This window comes from Streptomyces sp. NPDC059455 (genome assembly GCF_042750115.1).
Lineage (GTDB): Bacteria > Actinomycetota > Actinomycetes > Streptomycetales > Streptomycetaceae > Streptomyces > Streptomyces endocoffeicus.
Genome location: NZ_JBHYVB010000059.1, coordinates 38,914 through 49,431, shown reverse-complemented (window position 1 = coordinate 49,431; position 10,518 = coordinate 38,914). Strand labels below are relative to the sequence as shown.

At 69.8% G+C, this 10,518-nt stretch carries 11 protein-coding genes; 8 read left to right on the top strand and 3 right to left on the bottom strand.

What is annotated here, in order from left to right:
• Window positions 1-124: 124 nt before the first annotated feature.
• Entirely contained in the window at window positions 125-847 is a 723-nt protein-coding gene (locus tag ACFXB5_RS22125; RefSeq protein WP_385210479.1) for a DUF5324 family protein, read from the bottom strand.
• Window positions 848-1,143: 296 nt separating this feature from the next.
• On the opposite strand from ACFXB5_RS22125, the gene ACFXB5_RS22120 reads away from it, so the two are divergent.
• Both ACFXB5_RS22120 and ACFXB5_RS22115 read left to right on the top strand, forming a co-directional pair.
• Window positions 1,144-1,677: a peptidylprolyl isomerase gene (locus ACFXB5_RS22120; RefSeq protein ID WP_044581678.1), complete on the top strand. Its 534-nt coding sequence runs from the start codon at window positions 1,144-1,146 to the stop codon at window positions 1,675-1,677.
• Between the two features lie 110 nt (window positions 1,678-1,787).
• On the top strand, window positions 1,788-2,672 hold the full coding sequence (locus ACFXB5_RS22115; RefSeq protein WP_201856588.1) for a rhomboid family intramembrane serine protease: 885 nt from the start codon (window positions 1,788-1,790) through the stop codon (window positions 2,670-2,672).
• A gap of 342 nt (window positions 2,673-3,014) precedes the next feature.
• Here ACFXB5_RS22115 and crgA read toward each other — a convergent pair whose 3' ends face one another.
• The gene (gene crgA, locus ACFXB5_RS22110) at window positions 3,015-3,272 is read right to left on the bottom strand and encodes a cell division protein CrgA (RefSeq protein WP_020869949.1); all 258 of its coding nucleotides are present in this window, start codon (window positions 3,270-3,272) and stop codon (window positions 3,015-3,017) included.
• A 145-nt stretch (window positions 3,273-3,417) separates the two neighbouring features.
• On the opposite strand from crgA, the gene ACFXB5_RS22105 reads away from it, so the two are divergent.
• From ACFXB5_RS22105 to ACFXB5_RS22080, 6 genes are all read left to right on the top strand, one after another.
• A complete protein-coding gene (locus ACFXB5_RS22105; protein ID WP_385210475.1) occupies window positions 3,418-4,188 on the top strand; it encodes a DUF881 domain-containing protein in 771 nt (256 codons plus the stop codon).
• A 61-nt stretch (window positions 4,189-4,249) separates the two neighbouring features.
• Window positions 4,250-4,927 carry a class E sortase gene (locus ACFXB5_RS22100; protein ID WP_385210473.1) on the top strand — a complete coding sequence of 226 codons (678 nt, stop codon included), beginning with the start codon at window positions 4,250-4,252 and terminating at the stop codon, window positions 4,925-4,927.
• Window positions 4,928-5,011: 84 nt separating this feature from the next.
• Window positions 5,012-5,188, top strand: coding sequence for a hypothetical protein (locus tag ACFXB5_RS22095; RefSeq protein ID WP_385210470.1), 177 nt, complete (start codon window positions 5,012-5,014; stop codon window positions 5,186-5,188).
• Complete coding sequence (locus tag ACFXB5_RS22090; protein WP_385210468.1) at window positions 5,185-5,835, top strand: aminodeoxychorismate/anthranilate synthase component II; 651 nt, start codon at window positions 5,185-5,187, stop codon at window positions 5,833-5,835. The genes ACFXB5_RS22095 and ACFXB5_RS22090 overlap by 4 nt, the downstream gene beginning before the upstream one ends.
• Window positions 5,832-7,448: a class E sortase gene (locus ACFXB5_RS22085; protein ID WP_385210465.1), complete on the top strand. Its 1,617-nt coding sequence runs from the start codon at window positions 5,832-5,834 to the stop codon at window positions 7,446-7,448. Before ACFXB5_RS22090 ends, ACFXB5_RS22085 begins: the two co-directional genes overlap by 4 nt.
• Window positions 7,445-8,230 (top strand): class E sortase, encoded by a 786-nt coding sequence (locus tag ACFXB5_RS22080; RefSeq protein ID WP_385210462.1) that lies wholly within the window; start codon window positions 7,445-7,447, stop codon window positions 8,228-8,230. The genes ACFXB5_RS22085 and ACFXB5_RS22080 overlap by 4 nt, the downstream gene beginning before the upstream one ends.
• A 113-nt stretch (window positions 8,231-8,343) precedes the next feature.
• On the opposite strand, the gene pknB is transcribed toward ACFXB5_RS22080, so the two are convergent.
• On the bottom strand, window positions 8,344-10,365 hold the full coding sequence (gene pknB / locus ACFXB5_RS22075) for a Stk1 family PASTA domain-containing Ser/Thr kinase (protein ID WP_385210459.1): 2,022 nt from the start codon (window positions 10,363-10,365) through the stop codon (window positions 8,344-8,346).
• Between the last annotated feature and the right edge of the window lie 153 nt (window positions 10,366-10,518).

Sequence of the window (10,518 nt, the reverse complement as noted above, 5' to 3'; positions counted from 1 at the left end):
CGCCCCCCCAAAACACCCCCGGCAAAAAATAAAAAGGCCCCGTCAACCCGCCCGGGGGGGCCGATACCCCGTCCACCCCCCCCCCCTCGTGGAGGGCTTGCGCCGGGCGCCGTGAGCGGCGCCGTCAGCGCTCGTCGTCCCTGCGGGCCTCGGCCTCGGCCTGCTTGGCCTGCACCTCGGGGTCGAGGGCGTTCTGGTCGCTGCCGTCCACCGCCGAGAGCCGCTCGCGGTCGCCCACCTCGGTCGCCGCCGGGGGCTCGACCAGCCAGTCGGGGTTGGCCTGCTTGTCCCACCACTTCCACGCGGCGTAGACGCCCGCGCCGACCAGCCCGATGAAGGTCGCCCGCTTGGCGAAGCGGGCGGCCCGGGCCCGGCGGCGGTGCTTCCGGGCGAGTTTCTCGATCTCCGCGGCCGTCACATGGGTGCGCAGCGCCGCGATGGCCGCCGCCGTGCGGACGGTCGCCTCTTCGCGCGCCGGTCCTGCGGCGGCGCGCACCCCGGCCATCGCCTGCTCCACCCGCGGTGCGGTGTAGTCGGCGGCGTGGCGTGCCGCCTTACGGGTCCGCTTGGCGGCCCGTGTGGCGGCCTGGTCCACCTTCGGCGGCAGGGTGCCGCGGGCCTGGTCGAGCCGTGGTGCGATATGGGCGTGGTACTGAGCACCGGCCGTGCACCGGGCCTGGTGAGCCGCGGTCGAGACCTTGGGCGCCAGCCGGACGCGGGCTTCGTGCGCGTAGCGCGTCGCGGTGTCCTTGGCCGTGCCGGCATAGGGCGCCACCGCCTCCGCGGCGTGCAGGACGCTGCCCTTGGCTGTGCCGGTCGCGGCTCGCACGCTGTCAATGCGGGTCACGGGATCCTCCTCCTCGGTGGCGTGGTCATGCTCCGGGGTTCAGAGTCGTGCGTTCTTGTTGCGCGCTCTATTTGCCCAGTTTCGTGTTTCCATCCCAAGAAAGATCATGCCTGTTTGTGGAGATCATGCCCGTTCGAAGCTTGGCCAGCATGCGTGGTCGGGCATCTGGGTCATAGGGAGGATTCTCGGGGAAACCACGCGGATCGGCACGCCCGGCGCCGCCTCAGCGGCTACTCGTCCGCCTTGCGTCCGTGCGAGGATCAGGAGACGTAAGTGAAGACGATGGAAGGTTGATCGTGGCCGAGCAGCTATACGCCACCCTGAAGACGAACAACGGCGACATCGTGGTCCGGCTGCTGCCGAACCACGCGCCCAAGACCGTCAAGAACTTTGTCGAACTGGCCGAAGGCAGTCGCGAGTGGACCCACCCAGCCACTGGCAAGAAGGCCAAGGAGAAGCTCTACGACGGCACGGTCTTCCACCGGGTGATCAGTGGCTTCATGATCCAGGGCGGAGACCCGCTGGGCAACGGGACCGGTGGTCCCGGCTATGAGTTCGGCGACGAGTTCCACCCGGACCTGGCCTTCAACAAGCCGTACCTGCTGGCGATGGCCAACGCCGGCCCGGGCACCAACGGCTCCCAGTTCTTCATCACGGTCTCCCCGACCGCGTGGCTGACCGGTAAGCACACCATCTTCGGCGAGGTCGTCGACGAGGGCAGCAAGAAGGTCATCGACGCGATCGCGGGCACCGCGACCAACCCGCGCACCGACCGTCCGCTTCAGGACGTCGTGATCGAGTCGGTCGTCGTGGAGACGCGCGAGGGCTGAACCCGTACGGGAACTTTCATGCCCCGCTTGTCCGTGTGAACAAGTGTCCGTGTGAACAAGCGGGGCGGGGGAACGCCCGATCAGAAGTGGACAAGGGGCGAGGGGACACCATGGAGGACCAGGCGGTCTGTTGCTACCGGCACCCCCAGCGGGAGACCGGCATCAGCTGCACCCGCTGTGAGCGCCCGATCTGCCCCGAGTGCATGATCAGCGCGTCTGTGGGGTTCCAGTGCCCCGAGTGTGTGAGCGGACGGGCGTCCGTCGGGTCCGGGGCCTCGGCCGCCGGTCCCCCGCCGCGCGCCGCCCAGCCGCGCACCCTGGCCGGCGGCACGATGGCCTCGGACCCCCGGCTGATCACCAAGATCCTGGTGGCCATCAACATCGCGGTGTGGCTCGTCGCGCTGTCCGTGGGCGACCGGCTGGTGAACGATCTCGATCTGGTAGGCCGGGCCTACGACCCCGGCACGGTACAGATCGTCGGCGTCGCCGAGGGCCAGTGGTGGCGCCTGGTGACCTCGGTCTTCCTCCACCAGCAGCTGATGCACATCGCCTTCAACATGCTCTCGCTGTGGTGGATCGGCGGTCCGCTGGAGGCCGCGCTCGGCCGTGTCCGCTTCATCGTGCTCTACATGCTGTCGGGGCTGGGCGGCAGTGCGCTGTCGTATCTCCTGGCCGCGCAGAACCAGCCGTCGCTGGGCGCCTCCGGCGCGATCTTCGGCCTGCTCGGCGCCACCGCCGTGCTGATGCGTCGGCTGAACTACGACATGCGGCCGGTCATCGCGCTGCTGGCGCTGAATCTGCTCTTCACCTTCACCTGGTCCGGCATCGCCTGGCAGGCCCATGTCGGCGGCCTGGTCGCGGGCACGGTGGTGGCGTACGGGATGGTGCACGCGCCCCGGGAGAAGCGGGCGCTGGTGCAGCGGGGGACCTGCGTCCTGGTGCTGCTCGCGATCGTCGCGATGGTGTGGATCCGGACGGTGCAGCTCACCGGCTGAGGTCACCGGCTGAAGCTACCGGTTGAGTCACCGGCTGAAGCTCATCGGCTGAGCGGAGCGGCCGACCGATGAGCGGTCGGCCATAGGCCACCTGGGATGAGCCGGACCCGGTCAGTTGTCCACAGCGCGTGGCGGATCTTACGTAACCTGTGGAGAACTTGCGTACGCCCCCCGACTGACCTGCGTTTTCGCAGGAAGGCGGGGGTGTGAACGATCGAACAGACGCCCGCCACCGGTCACACCGGCGTCAACACGGCAGAGGTTATCCACAGATCTTCTGAGTTTTCCCCGGCTGTGGATAACTCTGTGGACAACCTGGGGACGGGCGTGCGGACCGCCGGGTTACTTCCACTGGGTGGAGACGACGAACCCCGCGGCGATGAAGCCGAAGCCGACCACGATGTTCCAGTTGCCCAGCGATTCGACCGGCATGTCACCCGTGGTCACGTAGAAGATGACGATCCACGCGAGGCCGATCAGGAACATGGCCAGCATCAGCGGTGCCACCCACCGGCGGCCGCTGTTCAGACTGATGCTGGCTGCCTGCTTCGCCGGCGGCGGCGTGAAGTCGTCCTTCTTGCGGATCCGTGACTTCGGCACGAGGAACTCTCCTGTCGATGCGCTGCGTGACCGCGCGGGGATGTGTACGGACGGCGCCGGGGCGGGACAGCGACGGGTACCACGTCCCTCCCCCACACGTCCGTTAGCGTAGTCCTTCCGCGGCGTCGTAAGGAGTAAGGGTACGTTGAGCAATTCCGCTGACTCCCCCACCCCGGCGTCCCGCCGCCCCCGGTTCCGCCCCGTACGGCTGCTGACCGGAGCGGTCTTCGCGCTGGCCGGAGTGATCTTCTGGACCAGTTTCAACACGGCCCAGGGCACCAATCTCCGCAGTGATGAATCGATGCTGCGGCTCTCCGATCTCATCCAGGAGCGCAGCCGTAAGAACGGCACCCTGGACGACAGCACCGCCAAAATACGCTCCGAGGTCGACGCCCTCGCCCGGCGGGACAACGGCAGCACCCAGGCCGAGCGCCGCAAGCTGGCCGAGCTGGAGGAGACCGCCGGCACCAAGAAGCTCACCGGCCCCGGGCTCACCGTCACCCTCACCGACGCCCCGCCGAACGCCACCCCGCAGATCCCCGGCGTCCCGGATCCCCAGCCCAACGATCTCGTCATCCACCAGCAGGATCTCCAGGCCGTGGTCAACGCGCTGTGGCAGGGCGGCGCCGGAGGGATCAAGGTCATGGACCAGCGGCTGATCTCCACCAGCGCGGTGCGCTGCGTCGGCAACACCCTGATCCTCCAGGGCCAGGTCTACTCGCCGCCCTACAAGGTCACCGCCGTGGGTGACCGGGACAAGCTGGACGCCGCCCTCGCCGCCTCGCCCGCGATCCAGAACTACCGCAGCTATGTCGACGCGTACGGCCTCGGCTGGAAAGTCGACCAGCACGACACGGTGACTCTTCCCGGCTACTCCGGCACAGTGGATCTGCACCAGGCACAGCCCATCGGATAGCACCGGCGGACCGGCGGACCGGCGTGCGGCACCGGGTCCGCGGGGCGGACAGTGGGGGCCGATGAGAACGCGACTGATCGTCAGGACGCTCAGTGAGATCTGCGTCACGGTCGGAGTCCTGATCATCCTTTTGGTGGTCTACGTCCTGTACTGGACCTCGGTACGGGCCGACCGCGCCATGGACGGCGAGATCGACCACCTCCAGGACCGCTGGGCCACCGGCACGGTCAGCGCGGGCGCCGAGCCCTCGTCGCGACCCCGCCGCTACGAGCCCGGCGCCTCCTTCTCGATCATGTACATCCCGCGCTTCGGCGCCGACTGGGCCAAGCCCGTCCTCGAGGGCACCGCCACCGACACCCTGAAGAAGGGGCTCGGCCACTACACCCGCACCGCCCGCCTCGGCGCCCTCGGCAACTTCGCCGTCGCCGGGCACCGCCGCACCTACGGCGACCCCTTCAAGGACTTCCCCGACCTGCGCCCCGGTGACGCGGTGGTGCTGACCGACGGCACCACCTGGTTCACCTACCGCATCGACCGGCGGCCCTACCGCACCCTGCCGACCGACACCGGGGTGATCGATCCGGTGCCGCGCGCGTCCGGCTTCCGGCGCCCCGGCCGCTATCTCACGCTGACGACCTGCGAGCCGGAGTGGGGCCACAGCCACCGGCTGATCACCTGGGCACACCTCGACGCGACCCAATCCGTTGCCCAAGGCAAGCCCAAGGCTTTGTACAGCTGACCCTCCGGCCCCACCCCTCGCCCCTTACTCTGGTGCTGCACTCCGGTGCTGCAATCGACTTCGTCATCGGTGAGTAGGGATGGCATGTACGGCTGGATCTGGCGGCATCTGCCGGGTAACGCATGGGTGCGGGCACTGATTTCGCTCGTGCTGGTGCTGGCGATCGTCTTCGTGCTCTTCCAGTACGTCTTCCCCTGGGCGGAGCCCCTGCTGCCGTTCAACGACGTGACGGTCGACCAGGGAATGGCGGGTCAGCGATGAGCACGCGCATCCTGGTCGTGGACAACTACGACAGCTTCGTCTTCAACCTCGTCCAGTACCTCTACCAGCTCGGCGCCGAGTGCGAGGTGGTGCGGAACGACGAGGTCTCCCTCGGCCACGCCCAGGACGGCTTCGACGGAGTGCTGCTGTCCCCCGGGCCCGGCACCCCGGAGGAGGCCGGGGTCTGCGTCGACATGGTCCGGCACTGCGCGAGCACCGGCGTACCGGTGTTCGGCGTCTGCCTCGGGATGCAGTCCATGGCCGTCGCGTACGGCGGAGTCGTCGGACGGGCCCCGGAGCTGCTGCACGGCAAGACCTCGCTGGTGACCCATGAGGGAGCCGGCGTCTTCAGCGGGCTGCCCACCCCCTTCACCGCCACCCGCTACCACTCGCTGGCCGTGGAACGGGGGACCGTACCCCCCGAGCTGGAGATCACGGCCTGGACGGAGACCGGCATCGCCATGGGTCTGCGCCACCGTGAACTGCGGGTCGAGGGCGTCCAGTTCCACCCCGAGTCGGTCCTCACCGAATGGGGCCACCGGATGCTCGCCAACTGGCTGGTGGAGTGCGGGGACACGGATGCCGTGGGGCGGTCCGCGGGGCTCGCCCCGGTGGTCGGGGCGGTCGGCGGTAAGGCCGGCGAGTGACCGGACCGCGCCCCGAGCGCGAGGGCGCCGCCCAGGGCGCCCGGGAGCCCGCCCCGTACGCGCCGTACGGGTCTCATGAGCAGCCTGCCGCCCCTGGTGCGCATGGCACCCAGGGAGACCCGGACGCGTTCCCGGCGGCTGCGGAGGGCCTGCGGGACCCGCTGACCGATCCGCTGCCGGACTCCGCCCCGGCCGGGCCGACGGGGCGCGCCGTGGGCACCGCGTCGCTCTCCGTGCCGCCGCCCACCGGCCGCAGACGGCGCGCCCGCCCGGCCGCCGCGGGGCCGGAGGAGGCCGCTGAGGCGGCCGGGTCGCCCACGGGGCGTCGCCGCGCTCGCACGGTTCCCTCGGGGGAGGCGGCCGGGTCGCCCACGGGGCGCAGACGCGCCCGTACGGCCCCCTCGGGGTCGGAGGAGGCTCCTGAGGCGGCTGGGCCGCCCACAGGGCGTCGCCGCGCTCGTGCGGCCCCCACGGGGCCGTCAGGGCCCGCACACGCCCCCCAGACACCCACTCGCGCCCCGGGGCCGTCCCCACGGTCCGGTGAGACGTCCCCACGGCCCGCCGAGGCGTCGGCGCGCGCCCCGGAGGCCGCCGAGACGGCCGTCCTGCCCCCGGTGCCGCCCCGGGGCGACGACGAGACGGTCGCCCTGCGCGCAGTGGAGACACCGCCCGCCGACCGGACCATGTTGCTGCGCAAGGTCGAGGCGGACCGGGACGGCGATCCCGATCCCGAGCCCGCGCCCGGCGGCCGGGCCGCCCGCCGTAAGGCCGCGGCCCAGGGGGCCGGGAAGCGCGCCGGAAGGCATGGCTCCCGCGCCGCCCGGCGCGGCACGGCGGAAGCGGACGCCACACGGGCCGCGGAGGGCGCGGGGAGCGCCGGGGACGCCCGGCCCCGCACCCGTATGGAGGCCAGGCGCGCCGCGCGGGCGCGCAAGGACAGCCCCGGGGTGGTGGCGAGCCGGGTGGTCGGCGAGCTGTTCATCACGCTCGGCGTGGTGATGCTGCTCTTCGTCACCTATCAGCTGTGGTGGACGAACATCCTCGCCCATCAGCAGGCCAACGGCGCCGCGAACAACCTGCAGAAGAAGTGGGACGAGAGCGGTGACGAGCGGAACCCGGGCACCTTCTCCCCCGGACAGGGGTTCGCGATCATCTACATCCCCAAGCTGGATGTGAAGGCCCCGATCGCGGAGGGCATCGACAAGCACAAGGTCCTCGACCGCGGCATGGTCGGCCACTACGGCAAGAGTCCGCTGAAGACCGCCATGCCGTGGGACAAGAAGGGCAACTTCGCGCTCGCCGGGCACCGCAACACCCATGGCGAGCCGTTCCGCTACATCAACCGCCTCAAGCCCGGCGACGAGATCGTTGTCGAGACGCAGAGCCGGTACTACACCTATGCGATGAAGAGCATCCTGCCGCAGACGTCGCCGTCCAACACGGGCGTCATCAAGCCGGTGCCGCCCGGCTCCGGCTTCACCGAACCGGGGCGGTACATCACGCTGACCACCTGTACCCCCGAGTTCACCAGCACCTACCGGATGATCGTCTGGGGCAAGATGGTCGAGGAGCGGCCGCGTAGCGAGGGAAAGCCGGACGCGCTGGTCGAATGAGCGGGAACAGCCGGGTAACCAGAAAAAAGGGGTACGACGCGGTGGCACGGACCGACCACGACGAGCGGCAGGACCGGCACCCCGGCCCGCCCGCAACGCCCAGCCGCCGTCCCGGCCGTGGACGGGTAGCCGCGGCCATCGCCGTCTTCGGCGAACTGCTGATCACCGCGGGGCTCATCCTCGCCCTGTTCGTCGTCTACTCGCTGTGGTGGACCAACGTCCTGGCCGACCGTGAGGCCAAGAAACAGGGCGACCGGGTGCGCAGGCACTGGGCGCAGCAGGGGCCGGGCAAGCTGGACACCAAGACCGGCATCGGCTTCCTGCACGTACCGTCCATGCACAACGGCGAGGTGCTGGTCAAGAAGGGCACCAGCACCGAGACCCTCAACGACGGCGTGGCCGGCTACTACACCAAGCCGGTCAAGTCCGCGATGCCGTGGGCCGAGAAGGGCAACTTCAGCCTGGCCGCGCACCGGGACGGGCACGGCGCGAAGTTCCACAACATCGACAAGGTCCACGAGGGCGACCCGGTGGTCTTCGAGACCCGCGACACCTGGTACGTCTACAAGGTCTACGCGACGCTGCCGGAGACCTCGAAGTACAACGTGGACGTGCTGGACGCGGTCCCGAAGGAGTCGGGCCGGAAGCGGCCGGGCCGCTACATCACGCTCTCGACCTGCACCCCCGTCTACACCTCCCGCCACCGCTACATCGTGTGGGGCGAGCTGGAGCGCACCGAGAAGGTCGACGCGGCCCGCACGCCCCCCGAGGAACTGCGCTAGCGCACGGCCCCTGGGAGCGCCGAGCACCCCCTGGGAGCCCCGGGCACGGGGAAGCCCCCGGCACCCTGAGAAGGTGCCGGGGGCTTCCCCGTGTCATGGTGTCCGGAGGCCGGCTAGAAGCCGTTCTGGCCGCCGAAGATGCCTCCGCCGTTGTCACCGCCGCCGTTGCCGCCGCCGTCGCCACCCTGGCCGGCGACCGTGATGAGGTTCACGGACTGGCCCTTGGGCACCTGGGTGCCCGCGCCGGGCTGGCTGGCCACCACGGTGGCGTTGTCGTCCTGCGGGCCGGCGATGTTGCCCACGTTGAGGCCCAGGTCCTGGAGCGCCTTCTTGGCGTCCTTGAGCTTCTGGCCGCCCAGGTTGGGCACCGGCACGTTCTCGTCCTGCGCGGGCTCCTTGGCGACGGTCAGCGTGACCGTCGAACCGGGCAGGACCTCCTGGCCGCCCTTGGGCGTCTGGTCGGTGACCGTGCCGGCCTCGACGTCGCCGCTCTCGACCTCCTGGGTCTGGACCTTGAGGCCCTTGCCCTGGAGCGACTTCGTGGCGTCCTCGACCTTCTGCGTGGTCACGTCCGGGACGACGACCTTCTGCTGGGCCTCGGCGACGGTCAGGGTGATCGTGGCGCCCTTAGCGACCTTCTTGCCGCCCTTCGGGTCCTGGTCGATCACCTTGCCGGCGGTCTGGTCCGACTGCTCGGTCTTCTGGTCGACATTGAAGCCCTTGGCCTCGAGCTGTTGCTTGGCCGATTCGTACTGCACGTTCAGGACGTCGGGCACCTCGACCCTGGCCGCGGGCTTGGGGCCCTTGGACATGGTCAGCTCGACTGTGCCGTACCGCTTGACCTGGTCGCCGCCCTTGGGGGTCTGCTCACAGACGGTGTTCTTGTCCGCGTTCTCGCAGAACTTGGAGCCGACGTTCTTGACCTTGAAGTCGCCGTTCTCCCCTTGGCTCCTGGCGTCCTCGATCGTCTTACCGACGAGATTGGGGACCTGGACCATGCCGTCGTTCTTACCGCCGGCGAACAGCGACTTCCCGATGAAGATCGCACCGACCAGCACCAGTATCCCGGCGATGATCAGCAGGATCGTGGAGAGGTTGCTCTTCTTGCCGGGGCCCCCGCGCCCCCGGCCGCGATCCGGCCGCTCGTCGTAGCCGAAGCCGCCGTCGTCCTCACGCATCGGCGGGAGCATCGAGGTCTGTGCCCCGCCGCCGGAGTTCTGCGGCCGCAGCATCGCGGTGGGCTGGTCGTCGGAGCCGTAGCCGACCGCGCCCAGGGCGGCGGTGGCGGCCACCGGCTGGCCCTCCAGGGCCGCCTCGATGTCGGCGCGCATCTCGTCGGCCGACTGGTAGCGGTAGTCGGGGTCCTTGACCAGCGCCCGCAGGACGATGGCGTCCATCTCCGGGGTGATCTCGGGGTCGTACGTGCTCGGCGGCTGCGGTTCCTCCCGCACGTGCTGATAGGCGACCGCCACCGGGGAGTCGCCCACGAACGGCGGCCTTACGGTCAGCAGCTCGTAGAGCAGACAGCCGGTGGAGTACAGGTCGCTGCGCGCGTCGACGGCCTCGCCCTTGGCCTGCTCGGGGGAGAGGTACTGGGCGGTGCCGATGACGGCGGCCGTCTGCGTCATGGTCATACCGGCGTCGCCCATGGCCCGGGCGATGCCGAAGTCCATCACCTTGACCTGGCCGCTCCGGGTGAGCATGACGTTGGCCGGCTTGATGTCCCGGTGGACGATGTTGTTGCGGTGCGAGTACTCGAGGGCCTGGAGGATGCCGGTGGTCATCTCCATCGAGCGCTCGGGGAGCAGCTTTCTGCCCGAGTGAAGAAGCTCACGCAGAGTGGAACCATCGACGTACTCCATCACGATGTACGGGATCGAGACGCCGTCGACGTAGTCCTCGCCGGTGTCGTAGACCGCGACGATCGCGGGATGGTTGAGCGAGGCGGCCGACTGGGCCTCTCGGCGGAACCGGGCCTGGAAGGACGGGTCGCGGGCAAGGTCCGCCCGGAGCGTCTTCACAGCGACAGTACGGCCGAGGCGGGTGTCGTGCGCGAGGTAGACCTCCGCCATGCCACCGCGGCCGAGCACTGAGCCCAGCTCATACCGGCCGCCGAGGCGACGCGGCTCTTCCATAGCTACTCCAGCCCTCTTCCGTGGTTCCCGGCCGCACCTGTGGGCCGGCGAAGTGCTGCTCGCGCATACCGTACCCGGCACGTCTTACGGGACCCGGCCTCAGTGGCTATCTGATACCGGACCGGTACGGCGACGTGCGGGATTGGCATCCGG

Coding starts and splice junctions, on each gene's coding strand:
- ACFXB5_RS22080 (WP_385210462.1), top strand. CDS start 7,445: ATGAGCGGGAACAGCCGGGTAACCAGAAAAAAGGGGTACGACGCGGTG.
- ACFXB5_RS22095 (WP_385210470.1), top strand. CDS start 5,012: ATGTACGGCTGGATCTGGCGGCATCTGCCGGGTAACGCATGGGTGCGG.
- ACFXB5_RS22115 (WP_201856588.1), top strand. CDS start 1,788: ATGGAGGACCAGGCGGTCTGTTGCTACCGGCACCCCCAGCGGGAGACC.
- ACFXB5_RS22100 (WP_385210473.1), top strand. CDS start 4,250: ATGAGAACGCGACTGATCGTCAGGACGCTCAGTGAGATCTGCGTCACG.
- pknB (WP_385210459.1), bottom strand. CDS start 10,365: ATGGAAGAGCCGCGTCGCCTCGGCGGCCGGTATGAGCTGGGCTCAGTG.
- ACFXB5_RS22090 (WP_385210468.1), top strand. CDS start 5,185: ATGAGCACGCGCATCCTGGTCGTGGACAACTACGACAGCTTCGTCTTC.